15 protein-coding genes are annotated in these 18,452 nt (G+C 65.4%); 10 read left to right on the top strand and 5 right to left on the bottom strand.

Annotation, left to right across the window (positions count from 1 at the left end; genetic code table 11):
* Window positions 1-282: 282 nt before the first annotated feature.
* From infC to ACSBOX_RS13530, 5 genes are all read left to right on the top strand, one after another.
* A complete protein-coding gene (gene infC, locus ACSBOX_RS13550; RefSeq protein ID WP_442542914.1) occupies window positions 283-1,284 on the top strand; it encodes a translation initiation factor IF-3 in 1,002 nt (333 codons plus the stop codon).
* 117 nt (window positions 1,285-1,401) lie between these two features.
* On the top strand, window positions 1,402-1,596 hold the full coding sequence (gene rpmI / locus ACSBOX_RS13545; RefSeq protein WP_059387794.1) for a 50S ribosomal protein L35: 195 nt from the start codon (window positions 1,402-1,404) through the stop codon (window positions 1,594-1,596).
* Window positions 1,597-1,713: 117 nt separating this feature from the next.
* On the top strand, window positions 1,714-2,244 hold the full coding sequence (gene rplT, locus ACSBOX_RS13540) for a 50S ribosomal protein L20 (RefSeq protein ID WP_442542913.1): 531 nt from the start codon (window positions 1,714-1,716) through the stop codon (window positions 2,242-2,244).
* A gap of 53 nt (window positions 2,245-2,297) precedes the next feature.
* Window positions 2,298-3,203, top strand: coding sequence for a TrmH family RNA methyltransferase (locus ACSBOX_RS13535; RefSeq protein WP_442542912.1), 906 nt, complete (start codon window positions 2,298-2,300; stop codon window positions 3,201-3,203).
* Window positions 3,196-4,113, top strand: coding sequence for a cation diffusion facilitator family transporter (locus ACSBOX_RS13530; protein ID WP_442542911.1), 918 nt, complete (start codon window positions 3,196-3,198; stop codon window positions 4,111-4,113). The genes ACSBOX_RS13535 and ACSBOX_RS13530 overlap by 8 nt, the downstream gene beginning before the upstream one ends.
* A 14-nt stretch (window positions 4,114-4,127) precedes the next feature.
* Here ACSBOX_RS13530 and ACSBOX_RS13525 read toward each other — a convergent pair whose 3' ends face one another.
* The gene (locus ACSBOX_RS13525; RefSeq protein WP_442542910.1) at window positions 4,128-5,336 is read right to left on the bottom strand and encodes an MFS transporter; all 1,209 of its coding nucleotides are present in this window, start codon (window positions 5,334-5,336) and stop codon (window positions 4,128-4,130) included.
* A gap of 145 nt (window positions 5,337-5,481) precedes the next feature.
* Between ACSBOX_RS13525 and ACSBOX_RS13520 the strand changes: the two genes are divergently transcribed.
* The gene (locus tag ACSBOX_RS13520) at window positions 5,482-5,922 is read left to right on the top strand and encodes a (deoxy)nucleoside triphosphate pyrophosphohydrolase (protein WP_442542909.1); all 441 of its coding nucleotides are present in this window, start codon (window positions 5,482-5,484) and stop codon (window positions 5,920-5,922) included.
* Window positions 5,923-5,931: 9 nt separating this feature from the next.
* Here ACSBOX_RS13520 and ACSBOX_RS13515 read toward each other — a convergent pair whose 3' ends face one another.
* Entirely contained in the window at window positions 5,932-7,026 is a 1,095-nt protein-coding gene (locus ACSBOX_RS13515; RefSeq protein WP_442542908.1) for an Rv2578c family radical SAM protein, read from the bottom strand.
* A 125-nt stretch (window positions 7,027-7,151) separates the two neighbouring features.
* Between ACSBOX_RS13515 and pcp the strand changes: the two genes are divergently transcribed.
* Window positions 7,152-7,799, top strand: coding sequence for a pyroglutamyl-peptidase I (gene pcp, locus ACSBOX_RS13510; RefSeq protein WP_442542907.1), 648 nt, complete (start codon window positions 7,152-7,154; stop codon window positions 7,797-7,799).
* Between the two features lie 31 nt (window positions 7,800-7,830).
* On the opposite strand, the gene ACSBOX_RS13505 is transcribed toward pcp, so the two are convergent.
* Complete coding sequence (locus ACSBOX_RS13505; RefSeq protein WP_442542906.1) at window positions 7,831-8,481, bottom strand: SIMPL domain-containing protein; 651 nt, start codon at window positions 8,479-8,481, stop codon at window positions 7,831-7,833.
* Window positions 8,482-8,651: 170 nt separating this feature from the next.
* On the opposite strand from ACSBOX_RS13505, the gene pheS reads away from it, so the two are divergent.
* The 3 genes from pheS to ACSBOX_RS13490 all read left to right on the top strand — a co-directional run bounded on the left by pheS (window position 8,652) and on the right by ACSBOX_RS13490 (window position 12,957).
* The gene (gene pheS, locus ACSBOX_RS13500) at window positions 8,652-9,713 is read left to right on the top strand and encodes a phenylalanine--tRNA ligase subunit alpha (protein ID WP_442542905.1); all 1,062 of its coding nucleotides are present in this window, start codon (window positions 8,652-8,654) and stop codon (window positions 9,711-9,713) included.
* Between the two features lie 2 nt (window positions 9,714-9,715).
* Window positions 9,716-12,265, top strand: coding sequence for a phenylalanine--tRNA ligase subunit beta (gene pheT / locus ACSBOX_RS13495; RefSeq protein ID WP_442542904.1), 2,550 nt, complete (start codon window positions 9,716-9,718; stop codon window positions 12,263-12,265).
* Window positions 12,266-12,357: 92 nt separating this feature from the next.
* Window positions 12,358-12,957 carry a 4'-phosphopantetheinyl transferase family protein gene (locus ACSBOX_RS13490; protein WP_442542903.1) on the top strand — a complete coding sequence of 200 codons (600 nt, stop codon included), beginning with the start codon at window positions 12,358-12,360 and terminating at the stop codon, window positions 12,955-12,957.
* A gap of 10 nt (window positions 12,958-12,967) precedes the next feature.
* Here ACSBOX_RS13490 and ACSBOX_RS13485 read toward each other — a convergent pair whose 3' ends face one another.
* Both ACSBOX_RS13485 and ACSBOX_RS13480 read right to left on the bottom strand, forming a co-directional pair.
* Window positions 12,968-14,365 carry a M1 family metallopeptidase gene (locus tag ACSBOX_RS13485; protein WP_442542902.1) on the bottom strand — a complete coding sequence of 466 codons (1,398 nt, stop codon included), beginning with the start codon at window positions 14,363-14,365 and terminating at the stop codon, window positions 12,968-12,970.
* Between the two features lie 78 nt (window positions 14,366-14,443).
* Entirely contained in the window at window positions 14,444-18,376 is a 3,933-nt protein-coding gene (locus ACSBOX_RS13480; protein ID WP_442542901.1) for a Pls/PosA family non-ribosomal peptide synthetase, read from the bottom strand.
* Window positions 18,377-18,452 lie beyond the last annotated feature (76 nt).

The raw sequence follows: 18,452 nt of genomic DNA, 5'->3' as shown, positions 1-18,452 counted from the left end.
TTTCTGTAGAATTGATTTTCAGTTTGCAAGCGGAGTTCTCTCCCACCCGCGTCAGCCGTTTCCCTTCGGGGATGTAAGTTGCCGGGTACCTGGTCGGACACCGTTCAAGGTCAGCCTTGGATGGTGCGAACGCCCCCATTGAAGGGCGTATCCGATCTTCGAGGCCTTCGATTGCGCCAGCAATTGGGGGCCTTCTCTATTTGCCGGTGGAATACTCATCACAACAACAGGAGCTTTGACATTAGCGAGCCAAGAATCAATGAGCGTATCCGCGTCCCCGAGGTGCGTTTGGTCGGCCCTGCCGGCGAACAGGTTGGAATCGTCCGTATTGAGGACGCCCTGCGTCTGGCTGCCGAGGCTGACCTGGATCTCGTTGAAGTTGCACCGCAGGCGAAGCCTCCGGTGTGCAAGCTGATGGACTTCGGCAAGTACAAGTACGAAGCCGCTGTCAAAGCCCGTGAGGCCCGCAAGAACCAGACAAACACGGTTCTGAAGGAAATCCGCTTCCGCCTGAAGATCGATACCCACGACTACGAGACCAAGCGCGGCCACGCGCTTCGCTTCCTGGGTGCCGGTGACAAGGTAAAGGCCATGATCCAGTTCCGCGGACGTGAGCAGCAGCGCCCTGAAATGGGCATCCGCCTGTTGCAGCGCTTCGCTGAGGATGTTGCCGAAGTCGGCGTGATTGAGTCAAGCCCGCGCATCGATGGCCGCAACATGGTCATGGTGATCGGTCCGCTGAAGAACAAGGCTGAGGCCAAGGCCGAGGCCCGCCGCGCGGCGCAGCGTGCTGAAGCCAAAGCCCAGAATGAAGCCAAGGCTGCAGGCCGGATTGACGTTTCAGGCGAGGATGCTCCCTTGACCCAGTCACTCGCGGACTTGCTCCCGGCGGAACTCTTGACCCAGGCTGGGGAAACCCAGGCCGAGGAAACCGCCTCGGAGACCGTTGAAGCGGAGGCTGCTGAAGTCGAAGAGGCTCCTGTGGTTGAAGCGGCTCCGGTCGCTGAGGAAACGGTTGTCGAAGAGGCTCCGGTTGTCGAAAAGGCCCCTGTGGTTGAAGCGGCTCCGGTTGCGGAGCCCGCGAAGGCACCGGCACCGGTCAAGGCTCCTCAGCCAGCAAAGGCTCCTGTGCAGGCAGCTCCGAAGCCCGTTGTGCCGGCTGCTCCCAAGCCTGCTGCCACACCAGTACCGAAACCGATGGCGAAGCCCGCGGTTCCGAAGCCTGCAGCTCGACCGGCAGCCCCCAAGGCCGCCCCGAAGCCAGCGGCGCGCAAGACCAACTAGTCACGCCGCAGGAGGCATCCCCTCCGCCCGGCACGAAAGCAGCAGCCGCCCCCTATGGGGTGGCTGCACGAAAGAACTGCAGACCCAGTCTGCGGACACGTAAGGAGATCGGTTCCCATGCCGAAGATGAAGACCCACAGTGGTGCTAAGAAGCGCTTCAAGCTGACCGGTACCGGCAAGCTGAAGCGTCAGCAGGCCAACCGCCGCCACTACCTGGAGCACAAGTCCTCCACCCTGACCCGTCGCCTTGCCGGCGACAAGATCGTCTTCAAGGGCGATGCCAAGGTCATCAAGAAGATGCTCGGCGTCTAAGTTCCAAGTTTTCTGGTTGCTGCCATCCGGTAGCTGCCGACTACACCAAAGCCTTCTCAGGCCGGCCGGGTTTCCGGCAGTAGCAGCTTGGGATAAGAATTTTGAAGGAGTACGCACGTGGCACGTGTGAAGCGGGCGGTAAACGCCCACAAGAAGCGTCGGGTTGTCCTTGAACGGGCCAAGGGTTACCGCGGTCAGCGGTCTCGCCTGTACCGCAAGGCTAAAGAGCAGCTGCTGCACTCGTTTGTGTACAGCTACGGCGACCGCCGCAAGAAGAAGGGTGACTTCCGTCGCCTCTGGATCCAGCGCATCAACGCTGCATCCCGCGCCAACGGCCTGACCTACAACCGCCTGATCCAGGGCCTGAAGGCCGCCGAGGTCGAGGTTGACCGCCGCATGCTCGCAGAGCTGGCCGTCTCCGACGCCAACGCTTTCGCCGCACTGGTCCAGGTTGCCAAGGATTCCTTGCCGGCCGACACCTCCGCTCCGGCCGCCAAGGGCGAGTCCGCTCCGAAGGCTGCCGCCAAGACTTCTGCAGCTACCAAGGCTGCTCCGGCAGTCAAGGCTTCCGTTTCCGACGAAGAGCCCGCTGCCAAGGCCCCCAAGGCCAAGGCTGCGAAGAAGCCGGCCGCTGAAGCTGCTGAGTAGCACTCATAGCCTCAGTTCATGGGACAGTGGCAACTGCCACTAATGTTCTGTATATGAACGAAACCGGGCGCCCGCAAGAACTTCCGATGTCCAACCCCCGAGCCGATCGGGTCAGGGATGTCGCAAGGCTTGCAGGGCGCCCGGCCCGTTTAAAACGCGGCCGGTTCCTCGCGGAAGGCCCCCAGGCTGTTCGTGAGGCACTTGTCCTGCACCGGGAGCGGACCGCGTCGGGGGAGCCCGGCGTCGTCCACGAAGTGTTCGCGAGCGAAAGCTGCCTGGACCGGCTCCCTGAACTGGCCGGGCTCGCCGACGGTGTTGCCTTGCGGCTCGCGAACGACGACGTCCTGGCCGCCATGGCGGACACCGTCAATCCCCAGGGGATTGTGGCCGTCTGCAGTTTTGTGGACGTCAGCCTTGAATCAGTGCTCGACGCCGGACCGCGGCTGATCGCCGTCATGTGCCAGGTGCGGGACCCCGGCAACGCCGGAACAGTGCTTCGGGCCGCCGATGCCGCCGGGGCGGATGCGGTCGTCTTGACGGCCTCCAGCGTTGATATCTACAACCCGAAGGCCGTGCGGTCCACGGCAGGTTCACTCTTCCACCTGCCCGTTGTCCTGGGTGCGGACGTTGAGGAACTCGTGGCCCTCTGCAAGGAACGCGGTATCGGGATCCTCGCCGCGGACGGTTACGGCACCCTCAACCTGGACAAACTCCAGGACGAGAACGCGGCACGCCGCCTGGGAGCGTCGGCCGCCCTTTCCGCTTACGCACTCGAAGCCCCCACGGCCTGGCTGTTCGGTAACGAGGCGCAAGGACTTTCAGACTCGGAACTGGCGCTTGCGGACCATCGCGTCGCCGTGCCGGTTTACGGTTCGGCGGAAAGCTTGAACCTCGGTACGGCCGCCACTGTCTGTCTTTACGCCAGCGCACGCTCCCAGCAGGGGGCCTCACGTGGCTGAACATGGCGGTACGAAGGCAATCGTGGCGGCATTGGGCGCCAACCTGGCGATCGCCGCGCTCAAGTTCGTCGCATTCGTCCTGACGATGTCGTCGTCCATGTTGGCCGAGGCGATCCACTCGGTAGCGGACTCCGGCAACCAGCTGCTCCTTTTGCTTGGCGGGAAGCGGGCGAAGCGCGCCGCTAGTCCCGAACACCCGTTCGGCTACGGCCGGGAACGCTACATTTACGCTTTCATCGTCTCGATTGTGCTGTTCAGCGTTGGCGGCCTCTTCGCGCTGTACGAATCCGCGGAGAAGTTCCAGCATCCCCATGCCATCGAAGGCGATTTCTGGTGGGTGCCGCTCGCAGTGTTGCTTGGGGCCGTGGTGGCGGAATCCTTCTCGTTCCGGACCGCCATCCACGAGTCCAATCCCTTGCGCGGCGGGCAGAGCTGGATCAAGTTCATCCGCAACGCCAAGCAGCCGGAATTGCCCGTGATTCTCCTGGAGGACTTCGGAGCCCTGCTGGGCCTGGCTTTCGCCCTGTTCGGCGTGAGCCTGACCCTCCTGACGGGCAACGGCTTGTGGGATGCCGCGGGCACGGGAATGATCGGGCTGCTTCTTGTGGGAATCGCCGTGGTGCTCGCGGTGGAGACCAAGTCCTTGCTGCTCGGCGAATCAGCCACCAAAGAGGACAATGCGCGCATCACGGAAGCCATCGAGGCCGACGGCACGCGCATCATCCACCTCAAGACCATGCACCTGGGTCCGGAGGAGTTGCTTGTCGCCGCGAAGATCAGTGTGGGCGCCGCGGATACCGGCCAGGCGATTGCAAAAGCGATCGACGACGCCGAACTCAGGATCCGCACTGCAGTGCCGATCGCGCGGGTCATCTACCTTGAACCGGACGTGGAGCGGGTCCAGGTCTAGGTCCTGCAACAGCACTATGCAGCCAGTGGCCTCTTGCGTTCCAACCAGCCGCTGATGCCCGCGACGCCGAGTCCCAGGATTGCGAGGACAGCACCGACCAGGGCCGGGGCAACGTAGCCCCAACCCCAAGCGATGACCACGCCGCCGAGGAACGCGCCAAGCGCGTTGGCGATGTTGAGGGCGGAATGGTTGAGCGAAGAAGCCAAGGACGGGGCGTCCGGCGATGCGTCGAGGAGGCGCGTCTGCAACGGCGGAACAAGCATGGAGCCGATGCCGCCCACGATGAAGACCATGATGAATGCGGACCACGCCCAGTGGGCTGCGACCGCGTAGGCCACCAGAGCCAGCGCGATGAGCGGAAGGACCCGGTAGATGGTTCCCATGACCGACTTGTCGGCGATGCGGCCGCCGAGGATGTTGCCTGCCACCATGCCGAGTCCGTAGAGGGCAACCACCAGGGGTATGAATGCCTCGGGGATGCCGGCTACGGACGTCATGGTGTGGGAGATGTACGTGTAGGTGGCAAAGAAGCCGCCAAAACCGATGATTCCGATCAGCAATGCCAGCCACACCTGGATGCGTTTGAGGGCACCGAGTTCCCGGCGGATGCTTGCCTCGGGGTGGGCAGGCTCGAAGGGGACAAATTTCCACAGCAACACGCTGGTGACAAGGCCGATGGCGCCGACGACAATGAAGAGCAGGCGCCACCCGAAGGTCTGGCCGAGCCACGTAGCCACGGGAACGCCGATGACATTGGAGATGGTGAGCCCGCCCATGACCATCGAAATCGCCCAGCCGCGCTTGGTGGGAGCGACCAGGCTCGCCGCGATGACCGCGGCGATCCCGAAGAAGGCGCCATGGGGCAGTCCCGAGGCGAACCTCGTGATCAACATGGTTCCGTAGTCCGGTGCGATGAAGGACGTCAGGTTCGCTATGGACAGGAACAGCATGAGACCCAAGGCAAGTTGCTTGCGGGGGAGGCGGGCGCCCAGGGCAGCGAATATCGGCGCCCCCACCACGACCCCCAAGGCGTAGGCGGAAATCAGGTTCCCGGCCTCAGGCGTGCTGATGTTGAGTCCTTGCTCGATCTCCTTGAGCAAGCCCATCATGGTGAACTCCGTGGTCCCGATGGCAAATCCACCCATGGCAAGGGCGAAGATCGCCAGCGCCACGTGACGGTTTCCGGTCTTTTGGGAGGTCTTGCTGACAGCGGTAGTGGTCATCGTCCTGTTTCTTGGGGGCGAGCGGGAAGCCACTCGAAGGGAGTAAAGCCGACTTTTAAGCTTAGTGCGAGTCTCCGGCGAATGGCCCTGAATGTGACAACTTCCATAGGCGGGGTGATCACTTGGCGCCCAATAGACTGTTGCGGTGACTGGACTGATAAGCGTGGCGGGCGCCGCCGTCGTCGATTCCCTTGAAAATCCGAAACGGCTGCTCGTGGCAAGGCGCAGCGCCCCACCGCAATTCGCGGGAATGTGGGAGTTTCCCGGCGGCAAGCTGGAAGCCGGGGAATCCTTCGAAGACGCCCTGCACCGCGAACTGCTCGAGGAACTCGGAGTCACCGTCCGGCTCGGGGCCGAAGTGGAACCGGATGCAGGCGCGGGATGGCCCCTGAACGAGCGGGCCGTCATGAGGGTTTGGTTCGCCGAACTGCTCGACGGCGAGCCGCGTCCGCTCCAGGACCACGACGAACTCCGGTGGGTTCCGCTGGGCAAGGGAGACGAGGCGTTCACGTTGCCGTGGATCCCTGCCGACCTTCCGATTGTCCAGGCGCTGCTGGAGCGGGTGGCCTCGGGACTGCTTGGCTAAAAGACCTGGCTAGAAAAGCGTGGACTGGCCTGCTGTCGGTGGGGAAGCCGTTGGCAAGGAAGCCGGCGTTTCCTTGCCGGCAGCGGCATTCCTGTGGCTGAAACCGCTGCTTCCGGAGTAACCGTGACGGGCCTTGAAGTAGTTGACACGTCCACTTAGCCAGGTCCGGTATTCCTTGGAGGCGTACGAGCCTTGGCCGTAGAGACGCCGGTACTTGCCGACCAGGCCGGGGTGCTGAGCCGCCAGCCACTGCATGAACCATTCCCGGGTGCCCGGTTTCAGGTACAACGCCCCGGCCGTGACGCCGGTGGCACCGGCGTCGGACAACGCGGTAAAGAGCGACTCCAGGGCGTCATCGCTGTCCGTCAACCACGGCAGGATGGGCATGGCCATGACACCGCAAGGCAACCCGGCCTCGCGCAGCCGGCGGATGAGCTTGAGCCTGGCGCGTGGTGCTGGCGTGCCCGGTTCCACTGCCGATGCCAGTGCTTCGTCAGTCATGGCCAGCGAGATGCCCAGATCCACCGGCACTTGGCTGGAGGCGTGCTTGAGGAGCGGGATGTCGCGGCCCAGGAGGGTTCCCTTGGTGAGGATGGAGAACGGAGTACCGGAATCGGCCAGGGCCCGGATGATCCCCGGCATCAGCTGATAGCGGCCTTCTGCCCGCTGGTACGGGTCCGTATTGGTGCCGAGAGCCACATGGTGGTGGCCCCACGACGGCTTCGCGAGTTCTTTGCGCAGGACCTCTGCCGCGTTGATCTTCACAATCACTTGGGAATCGAAATCGTGTCCGGCGTCGAACTCCAGATAGGTGTGGCTCTTGCGCGCAAAGCAGTAGACACAGGCGTGGCTGCATCCGCGGTAGGGATTGACCGTCCATTCGAAAGGCATCTGGGAACCGGACGCCACCTTGTTGAGCACCGATTTGGCGGTGACCTCATGGAAGGTGACTCCGGAGAATTCGGGGGTAGAGACGGAACGCACAAGCCCGGCCAGCGGCAGCAGTGCGTCCGTTGCTGGGGCGGCTCCGGACGGAATGCTGTTGCTGTTGTCTCCTGGTGCCGGACCACGTTGTGGTGAAAGTGCCTGTGCGTCCCATCTCATAGGCTCCATTCGAATATATGTTCGAATGCTTGTCAAGGCCTGCTGAAAGACGGGCCGACTGAAACTGCCGGTGAAGTTCGAACGAGGACGGGGGAAGCCGTGCGAGCTGTTGCTAGGGTGGGTGCATGATTCTGCTGACGGGATTCGAGCCTTTTGGTGGCGATTCGAACAACCCTTCGTGGGCTGCCGTCCTCGAAGCGCAGGAAATTTTGCGCACCGAAGGACATGGAGTGGAAGCGCTCGAGCTGCCGTGCGTCTTCGGGGAATCCGCCACGGTCCTGCGCGACGCCGTCGCGCGATTGCACCCGGAGCTGGTTGTCTGCGTCGGGCTCGCCGGAGGCCGCGACCGGCTCTCCTTGGAGCGCGTGGCCATTAATTGCGATGACGCCAGGATTCCGGACAACGCCGGAAACCGGCCCATCGACGAGCCGGTGGTCCCCGAAGGGCCAGCGGCGTACTTCAGCACTCTGCCGGTGAAGGCCGCGCTCCGGGCACTGCAGATCGCCGGAATCCGCGCCGAAGTCTCCCAGACCGCCGGGACGTACGTGTGCAACCACGTGTTCTATGCCCTCATGCACGAGCTCGCCGGAACGGCTGCGCCGCGCCCGCGGGGCGGCTTCATCCACGTCCCCTATGACGAGGCGCAGATCCCGGAGGGAAGCGCCGCGCCCGGGATGTCGACCCGGGACATGGGCCGGGGGATCGCCGTCGTCGTGCGCACCGCGCTTGAGACGCCGGTGGACGCGAAGCTGTCCGCCGGCGCTATTCACTAGGCCGGCGCTGTCCACTATCCGGCGCTGCCCACTACGCCTTCGCTGGCGAGTCCAGCTCCCACTGCACCACTACGCTCGCGGAAACAGCCGCCGATCCCGCCTCGATGGGAACGCCTTCGCCCGCGGAGGCACGCTTCATGCCGGACATCATCGGCACCGGTGATCCATGCTGAGGCCGCTGATCGATGGAGAGCACTCGCCCCAAGCGGGCGCCCGCAAGTGACGCAAAGCGGGCCGCCGTCGCTTCGGCTTCCCGCCACGCGGCCGCCTGTGCCCGCGCCGCAACCGCGGAGGAATCCGTGAATCCTTGTTCGATCCCGTTGATGCGAAGGCTGTCACCGCCCGCAGCCACCGCCGCGGAGATGGCCGCGGGGGCCGCCGACGGCGGGCCGACCCGGACAACCAGGGTGGTTGACGCAACGTAACCAGTGACCTTTTGCCCCTGGTTTTCGGCCCAGACAAGTTCGGCGCGCAGATTGAGGCCGCTGGTCCGCAGGTCAAGTGCGGCCACGCCGTGTCCCCGCAAGGCGTCCGTGACGGCCGCGGCGATCGCTCCGGCGTCGTCATAGGCGGCTTCGGCGGCGTCGCCCCTGACTTCGACGGCGAGAGTGAGTGTGAGCAGGTCGGGAACGGCTTCGGCGGTTCCTTCTCCGGTGACAGTGATGGTGCGGGCCGGTGTCATGAGGCCATGCTAGCCCCGGGCGCTGGAAGGGTGTCACGGGTTAAAGCCCCGCCGAACCCTTCTACTAGACTGGGGGTAGTGCCCGCCGGACGTATCCGGCGAGCATGGCTCCTGCTTTTGCCACGGCCCTGCCTGGTGAACCATTTCCGACTCGTAGCTAAGAACAGTAGATGACTGACACTTTGCCGGGCGCTGCCATCCCGAACCCTCTGGATGAAGCTGCCATCACCGCTGCCGTTGAGGAAGCCGTCGCCGCGATTGCTGCTGCATCCTCCCTCGAAGAACTCAAAGCCGTCCGCTTGGCGCACACCGGCGAGAAGTCGCCCTTGAGCCTTGCCAACCGTGAAATCGGTGGCTTGCCCAAGGACCAGAAGGCCGCCGCGGGCAAGCTCATGGGTTCGTCCCGTGGCCGCGTCAACCAGGCGCTCGCAGCACGGACCGCTGTGCTCGAAGCCGAAAACGACGCCCGCATCCTTGTCGAGGAAACCGTCGACGTCACGGCAGCACCCCGGCGGCGCCGCGCCGGTGCCCGCCACCCGCTGTCCACGCTGCAGGACCGCGTGGCGGACATCTTCGTCGGCATGGGCTGGGAAATCGCCGAAGGGCCCGAGGTCGAGTCGGAGTGGTTCAACTTCGACGCCCTCAACTTCAAGCCGGACCACCCGGCCCGCGAAATGCAGGACACCTTCTTCGTGGAGCCTCCCGAGGCGCACCTGCTCATGCGCACGCACACTTCCCCGGTGCAGGTCCGTTCCATGCTGGAGCGTGAAGTGCCCATCTATGTGCTGTGCCCGGGCAAGGTGTTCCGCACCGATGAACTCGATGCCACGCACACCCCGGTCTTCCACCAGTTCGAGGGCCTGGCCATCGACAAGAAGCTGAGCATGGCTGACCTGCGCGGCACCTTGGAGCACTTCGCCCGGCAGATGTTCGGTGACGAGGCACAGATCCGCCTGCGTCCCAACTATTTCCCGTTCACCGAGCCTTCCGCTGAGTTGGACATTTGGCACCCCGGTGCCAAGGGCGGCCCTCGCTGGATCGAATGGGGCGGCTGCGGCATGGTCAATCCCAACGTCCTGCGCGCTGCCGGCATCGACCCGGACGAGTATTCAGGTTTTGCCTTCGGCATGGGCATCGAGCGCACGCTCATGTTCCGCAACGAGGTCGGCGACATGCGCGACATGATCGAAGGCGATGTACGTTTCAGCGAGCACTTCGGGATGGAGATCTAACAGTGCGTATCCCACTTTCATGGCTGCGTGAATTCGCGCAGGTTCCGGCCGACGCCACGGCCGAAGACGTCATGGCGGAACTCGTCAAGGTCGGTTTTGAAGAAGAAGCCGTCCACCGCCCCACCGACGAACTCAAGGGTCCCATCGTGGTGGGCCAGGTGCTGAGCCTCGTCAAGGAACCGCAGTCCAACGGCAAAACCATCAACTGGTGCCAGGTCCGCGTGGTCCCCGAAGGCCAGGAGCAGACCCTGACCGGCAAGGGCATCGATCCGTCCGGCGTGCAGGGCATCATTTGCGGTGCCCACAACTTCGTCGAGGGAGACAAGGTTGTGGTGACCCTCCCGGGCGCCGTGCTCCCCGGCGACTTCCACATTTCCGCCCGCAAGACCTACGGGCACCTGTCCGCAGGCATGATCGCGTCCGTCCGTGAACTCGGCATCGGCGAGGACCACGATGGCATCCTGGTGCTGTCCCGCATTGGCCTGGATCCCGAAATCGGCACCGACGCCATGTCCCTCCTTGGACTCTACGACGAAGCCGCCGAAATCAACGTCACCCCGGACCGCGGCTACGCGTTCTCCATCCGTGGCGTGGCACGCGAGTACGCCCACGCCACCGGAACCGTCTTCACGGACCCGGCAGCGAAGGTCATCGCCCCCGCGGCGCTCTCCGGCGGCTATGGCGTCAAGCTCAACGACGACGCCCCCATCTACGGCAAGCCCGGTTGCGACCGCTTCGTGGCCCGCACGGTCCGCGGCGTGGACGCAACCCGTCCCACCCCGCCATGGATGGTCTCCCGGTTGCGCCTGGCCGGCATCCGCTCCATTTCGCTGCCAGTCGACATTTCCAACTACGTGATGCTCGAACTCGGTCAGCCGAACCACTGCTACGACCTCGACAAGCTCTCGGGCGACATCGTGGTCCGCCGCGCCGTCGCGGGCGAGAAGATCACCACCCTTGACGACAAAGTGCGTGCGCTCGACGTCGAAGACCTCCTGATCACCGACGACTCCGGCGCCATCGGCATCGCCGGTGTCATGGGCGGAGCCAATACCGAGGTTTCCGATTCGACCACCAACATCCTGGTCGAGGCCGCCCACTTCGACGAGGTCTCGATCGGGCGCTCGCGCCGCCGGCACAAACTGCCGTCGGAGGCGTCCAAGCGCTTCGAACGCGGTGTGGATTGGCAGGTTGCCAACGTTGCCGCCCAGCGCGTCGTCGACCTCCTCGTGGAACTCGCCGGCGGAACGGCGGACGACGCCGGTACCGACGTCGGGACGGCACCCGACGCCGTCACCATCGGGCTGCCGGCAGGCTACGCGGCCTCACGGATCGGCATCGACTTCACGGAAGAGCAAATCACGGGTTCCCTCAAGGACCTCGGCGCCATCGTCCTGAAGGACGAAACGAGCGACTCCTACGTGGTCACGGCACCGAGCTGGCGCAACGACCTGGAAACCAAGGAAGACCTCTCCGAGGAAATCGCGAGGCTGGTGGGCTACGACAACATCCCGGCGACCCTGCCCGTGGCCCCTCCGGGCCGCGGCCTGACCCGGACCCAGCAGCAAAAGCGCCGCGTGGTCCAGGCGCTCGCCGACGCCGGGCTCACCGAGGTCCTGTCGTACCCGTTCGTTTCCAAGTCAGCCAACGACACCTTCGGCGTGGCAGAGGAAGGCGCGGCACGCACCGCCCTCAAATTGGCCAACCCGATCAGCGAGGAACACGGCTACCTGCGTACGTCCGTGCTTCCCGGCCTGATCGAGGTGGCCCGCCGCAACCACTCCCGCGGTTTCCGGGACGTCGCCCTGTTCGAAGCAGGCTCCGTGTTCCTTCCCGACGGTCAGCTGGGCACGGCATCCATCCCGCCCCTGGGCGTCAAGCCTTCCGACGAGGTCCTTGACGGACTGTACGACGGCGTCCCGGACCAGCCGCTGCACATCGCCGCTGTCTTGACCGGCCATGATTCCCCGGCCGCCGCGGCTCACACTCCGCGTGCTTGGGACTGGGCCGACGCCCTGGATGTTGCCCGGCTCGTCGGCGACGTCCTCGGCGTGGAACTCGTGGTCAGCCAAGGCAGCCACCAGGCGTTCCACCCGGGCCGTGCCGCCCGTTTGGCGCTCCGCTCCGGCGACGTCGTGGGCTACGCCGGCGAGTTGCACCCCAAGTTGCTCGCCGCCCATGACATGCCGGCGCGCTCCGTGGCCCTCGAGCTCAATGCGGACGCACTGTTCGATGCCGCTCCGGACGTCATTGTTGCCAAGCACATCTCGGGCTTCCCGGTCGCCACCCAGGATGTTTCCCTCGTGGTGCCGCAGGACGTTCCGGCGGACGCCGTGTTGGCTGCCCTCCGGGAAGGCGCCGGTGAACTCCTCGAAGACGTCGCCTTGTTCGATGTCTACGCGGGCCAGGGCATTGAAGACGGCAAGAAGTCGCTCGCCTTCGGGCTGCGGTTCCGCGCCACGGACCGCACCTTGACCGCCGACGAGGCATCGGAGGCACGCGAGGCCGCCGTCGCCGTCGCCGCAGAGCGATTCGGGGCAGTCCAGCGCTGACGAACATCAACCCGGGGATCCAGGGGCTGGCTGTTCACATCCAGTCCCTGGACCTTGCCGATTCCGCCGCCATCGAAAAGATCGCGGCGGAATTGCTGTCTCCGGCCGAGACGCTTCGGGCAGGCACCATGGCCCGGGCCCTTCGACTCGAGTTCCTGGCATCCAGGCTGGCGCAGCAAGACTTTGCTGCCACCCTTCTGGGTGTTCCGGCGTCGAAGCTCCGGGCGGCCTATGAATGTCCGGACTGCGGTTCTGGTCCGGACATCGCGCATGGCCGGCCCGGATACCTGCTCGACGGCGGCCCCGCACCCCTGGCGCTCAGCGCCTCACGGTCGTCGGGCTGGGTGCTGTTTGCCGCCGTCGTGCACCCTGAACCCGGGCTCCGGGTGGGCGTCGACCTGGAAAATGCCGCGGGCACGGAGTTCGCCGGTTTCGACGACGTCGCCCTGACCGTGCGGGAGCGGCGCCATCTCGACGCGCTGGAACCCGCGGGGCGGGCCCAGGAGCGGGCACGATTGTGGGCGCGCAAGGAAGCCTGGTTGAAGATGACGGGCGAAGGGCTCAGGGTGGCCCCGGATTCCCTCGAGGTGCTTGAAAAGCCGGGGCTGTGGGACCTCAAGCTTCCGGCAAGCGTTGACGGCCGGGATCTTCCGGCCGGACTGCTTGCCGCCCTCGCGGTGTCGGCCCCCTGAATTCCCAGGATCAGCCGAAAGCGGGCAGCCTTGCCTGGTACAGCCACGGTTCCAGGACGCTGGCCGCGTCGAGCCCCGGGACGTACGTGTTGGCCGTAGCGATGAATTCCTCCGTGGATACCGAGCTGTGGCGCTTGGCCTCGGTCCAATGCCGCAGCAATCCGAAGAACGCTTCGTCTCCGCACGCACGGCGGACGGCGTGGAGGGCAAGGGCCCCGCGCTTGTAGACGCGGTCATCGAACATATGCTCCGGTCCCGGATCGCCGATCACGAGGTCCTGGGCGCCCATGTCGAGCTTGCGCCATGCGGCCCGTGCGCGGTTGGCGAGGGACATGACTCCGGCCTCTTCGGACCAGATCCACTCCGCGTAGCAGGCGAAGCCCTCATGCAACCAGATGTCCCGCCAACTGTTCACCGTGAGCGAGTTGCCGAACCACTGGTGGGACAGCTCGTGGGCGATGAGGCGCTGCGCGTCCCACGATTGCTCCATGTGGTTCCGGCCGAAGATCGAGAGCGTCTGGGCCTCAAGCGGGATTTCCAGTTCGTCCTCGGTTACCACGGCCGTGTATTCGGCAAAGGGATACGGACCGAAACACTCCACAAAGGTGCGCATCATGTCGGCCTGCCGTGCCAAGCCCTCGCGGGCCTCGGTCAACAAACCGGGGGAGACGGCAACGAACTGGGGCACCGGAGCTTGCCGCACGGCTTCGGCGTGATGGGCAGTCCCGGCGCGGACCGCGCCGGGGGCGGGGCTGAGCTGGTGAACCCGGTAGCGTCCGATTTGCACCGTGGCAAGATAGCTCGCCATCGGCTCCGCCTGTTCGTAGACCCAGGTTTCGCGGCTTGATTTCCTGCTGTGGGACACGAGGCGGCCGTTGCAGATGGCGCGGTAGTTGTCGTCCGTGGTGATGCTGATCAGGTAGCTGGACTTGTGCCGCGGATGGTCGTTGCACGGGAACCAGGATGCGGCGCCGTTCGGCTGCCCGGCAACCAGGACGCCGTCGTCGAGCTCTTCCCAACCGACCTCGCCCCACAAGCCGCGGCGCGGCTTTGGGTTGCCGTCGTAGCGGAGTTCAACCGTGAAGTGCTGGCCTGCCCGCAAGCGGTCTTTCGCGGTGATCACGAGGTGCTCGCCGCGCGGGCTGAACTTCGGCACCTTCTTGCCGTCGACCAGGATTTTGGAAGCCTTCAGGCCCACCAGGTCCAGGACCACGGAGTCCGTGTCTTCGAGCGTTACACAACGGAGCATGGCGCGGCCGTTGAGCCTGTTGCTGCCCAGGCTGTAGTCCAGGTCCAGCTCGTACCTCAGCACCTGGAATGCCGTGCTGCCGTGGTGCAGGGTGTAGGGATCGGCGGCAGTTGTGGTGGTTCCCTGCGCTTGCGTTGTTCCGGGTTCGCTGCGGCTCATGTGCGCTGGCTGCCTCCGTGTAGCTTGTGGTGTTGCGGTCGTCATGGGCTGGTATTCACGCCCTCTTGCCAATCTACGCTACGGCCCGGACCAGGGGCTGACGGGGTTGCCGATCCAGTACGTCCCCGCGGGAACCGTTTCGCCGCGCATGACGAGCGAGGCCGGTCCCACCGTTCCGCCGGCCCCGATGCTGGCGCGCGGCAGGATGACGCCGTGCGGACCCATCGTGGCGCCGTCACCGAGGACCACGGTGTCGATGCTCATGATGCGGTCGTGGAAGAGGTGTGTCTGGACCACGCAGCCGCGGTTGACCGTGGAGCTTTCGCCGAGCGTGACGAGGTCGGCTTCGGGAAGCCAGTAGCTTTCGCACCAGGTACCCCGGCCGATTTTCGCGCCGAGCGCGCGGAGCCACCACACCAACGCCGGCGTGCCGGATGCCGATCGCGCAAACCACGGCGCACTGACCATTTCGATGAAGGTGTCCACCACTTCGTTGCGCCAAATGAACGAGCTCCACAAGGGATGTTCGCCCTCTTTGATGCGCCCGACCAAGATCCACTTCGCGGCCACCGAACTTGCCGCCGCCACGGCACCCGCGGCGAGGATCACGACGCCTCCGAGGACGGCCGCGAGCCAGTAGGAGGTCTCGGTGGCGATCCAGTCGAGGACCAGCATGATACCGACGGCGATCCCCACCGTCAGGATGACCGGCACCAAGCGGCACAGTTCCCAGAGGGCCCGTTTGGTCTTGAGGGCCAACGGCGGGTTGAAGGTGAGGCTCAGATCCGCATTGACGGCGGTCCTGCGCAGCCTGACGGGCGGACTCCCCAGCCAGGAGGTGCCCGATTTGGCCTTGGCCGGCGTGGCGGACAGGACCGCGACGAGTGAGTTCTTGGGAACGCTGCGGCCTGCGGCGGTCATGCCGGAATTGCCCAGGAAGGAACGTTTGCCGATCTTGGCCGGGGCGATCTTCATCCAGCCGCCACCGAGCTCATAGGATGCCACCATGGTGTCGTCGGCGAGGAACGCGCCTTCGCCGATGGTCGTCATGCGTGGAAGCAGCAGCACCGTGGAAGCCTCCACGTTGCGGCCTACTTTGGCGCCCAGCAGCCGCAGCCACACCGGGGTGAAGAGGCTGGCGTAGATCGGGAAGAGCAGGTCCCTTGCCATGTCCAGCACACGTTCAGTGGCCCAGACCTGCCAGCCGACGCGGCTGCGGACCCGGTAGTACCCCTCCTTGAGGCCGACGCCGAGCATCCGCGTCGTTGCCAGGATCAAGAGGAGATTGCACAGGAACCAGGCCACTGCCGCCAAGGGGATGGCAGGCAGGAGTTCCGGGAAGGCATCCTGCAGGGAATTCCTGCCCTGGATGAAGGCCAGGAGGACGATCGCGGCGACGAATGCCGAGATGTAGGGGATCAGGGCAAGCAGCGCCGAGGCGGCAGCGAACGCCGCGAACCAGAGCCGGCCGACCAGATGGTGTGACGACGGGGTCTCCGGCCATCCGTTCTTGGCTTTGCCGCGGCGTTCGGCGGGGGATCCGGCAACAAGATGCCCGGCCTTGACCTTGCCCAACACCGCGGAACCGGGCTCCACACGCGCACCCGCGCCGATGCTGGTTCCCGGCATGAGGGTGCTGCGGGAGCCGACTGTGGCGCCGGCACCCACGTGGATGGCGCCGATGTGGACGTAGTCGCCGTCGATCCACCAGGCGGAGAGGTCCACTTCGGGTTCGATGTTGGAGCCGCTGCCCAAGGAGAGCAGTCCGGTGACCGGAGGCAGCGAGTGCAAATGGACGTTGTTCCCGATCTTCGCCCCCAGTGCCCGGGCGTAGTAGGGAACCCATGGAGCGCTGGCGAGGCTGATGGCGCCCGAAAGGTCCTGGATCTGTTCGGCCAGCCACAGCTTCAAGTGGACTTTGCCCGAGCGGGGGTAGGTTCCGGGGCTGACTCCGCGCAAGAGGGTTCGCGCGGCCAGGATCGAGATGCCCATGCGTCCCGGCGGGCTGACGAACACCAACCAAGATGCCAGGATCCACCACCAGGACACCACGGGAGCGGCGGTGAAACCGGCGAAGTCGGCCAGCAAACGGTTGGCGGCCATGAGGTAGGTGAGCCATCGCATGCCCACCAGGATGTTGAGGAAGATCCCCATCAGGGTCTGGAAGACCTGCGATTTCCGGGAGGTGGGGCGGACCGTGCGTTCGGCCGCCGGCCCCTGGATGCCGCCTTCCGGCAGCGACTGCCGCGCGGCGTCGATCAAGGCGCCTACGCGAGGAGTTGCATAGATTTCGGCCACCGTGATGGTGGGGTATCGCACGCGCAGCGCCGAGACGAGTTGGGCTGCGGCGAGGGAGCCGCCACCGTAGGCGAAGAAGTCGGCGTCGAGCGAGGTGACGCTGGAGCCGAGGACGCTTTCCCACTGTTCAACCACCCATTGGGCGTCCTCGGGGAGGTTGAGTGGTGCCTTGTCGGCATCCGCGGCGCCGGCGCCGGCCAACGGCCAGGGAAGGGAATGCCGGTCCACTTTGCCGCTGGTCTTCGTCGGGAGCGAATCCACCACCGTCAGCAGGGGAATCAGGGCGGCGGGCAGGCTTTCCGTCAGCAACTCGCGGGACGCTGCGAGGTCGATGTCCTCGGGTCCGGCCGGAGCGAGGTAACCGACCAGTATCTGGTTCCCTGCCGCCGTCGTGCGGACCGCAGCCGCGGCACCCGCGACTCCCGGGAGGGACTGCAGGGCGGCGTCTATTTCACCGAGTTCGATGCGCCTGCCGCCAAGCTTGACCTGTTCATCCGCGCGGCCCTGGAAAATGAGGCCGGCTTCCTCGTAGCGGACGAGGTCGCCGGAGCGGTATGCGCGTTCCCACCCCAGGGACGGCATGGGGGCGTACTTTTCGGCGTCCTTGGCCGGGTCGAGGTAGCGGGCCAGTCCGACGCCGCCGATGATCAGTTCGCCCGTCTCGCCTTCCGCGACCGGAGCGCCGGCGGGATCGACGACGGCGAGGTCCCAGCCGTCCAGCGGCAGTCCGATCCGGACGGGGCCATCCCCGCCCAAGGGAGCCGCGCAGGCCACGACGGTTGCTTCGGTGGGGCCATAGGTATTCCACACTTCGCGGCCGTCAACGGCGAGACGCTCGGCGAGTTCCGGAGGGCAGGCTTCGCCACCGAAAATGAGCAGGCGCACGTTCTCGAGGGCTTCCGCGGGCCACAGGGCCGCAAGGGTGGGAACGGTGGAAACCACCGTGATGCCGTGGTTGATGAGCCACGGGCCAAGGTCCATGCCGGAACGCACCAAGGCGCGCGGGGCCGGGACAAGGCAGGCGCCATGCCGCCACGCCAGCCACATTTCTTCGCAGGAAGCGTCGAAGGCCACGGAAAGGCCGGCGAGGACCCGGTCCTGCGGTCCGATCGGATCCTGTTGAAGGAAGAGCCGCGCTTCGGCGTCGACGAAGGCGGCGGATGAACGGTGCCGCACTGCCACACCCTTGGGCGTCCCGGTGGACCCCGAGGTGAAGATGACCCAGGAATCGTCGTCCAGCCCTGGTGCACGCGGAGCCGGGTGCGGTGTGGGGCGGTCCCCGGACACATCGATCCTGCGGCCCTTGCTGACGACGGCAGACACATTGGCCTCTCCGAAAACCAGCCGTGCCCGTTCCTCGGGATCGTCCGCGTCCACGGGCACATAGGCGGCCGCAATCGAGAGGATCGCCAGGATGGCAATGTAGAGATCGTTGGATCCGGAGGGAACCCGCACGCCGATCTTGTCCCCGGGGCCCAGGCCGGCTGCGTTGAGCGTTGCAGCAAAACCGCGCACCTGTGCCATGAGCTCTGAATAACTCAGCGACTTCCGCCCGTCGTCGAGGGCAGAGGCCTCCGGAAATGTCAGGGCCGTGTCGTGGAGGATCTCCACAAGCGTGCGCGCGGGCGGCGCGGCTGCTGAACCTTGCAACTGGGGCAGATGCACCGCTTGGAGTTCCAGGCTGTCCGCCGGGATTTCATGTTCCTGGGTCACGGTCGAAGCTTCTCGGATTGAAGTGAACAAAAAGTGTCAGCGGTCGCGTGGCCGTTGCCATGGCCTAGCCCAATGC

Source organism: Arthrobacter sp. KN11-1C (assembly GCF_052180225.1).
GTDB lineage: Bacteria > Actinomycetota > Actinomycetes > Actinomycetales > Micrococcaceae > Arthrobacter.
This window is presented reverse-complemented; position numbering and strand designations above follow the sequence as displayed.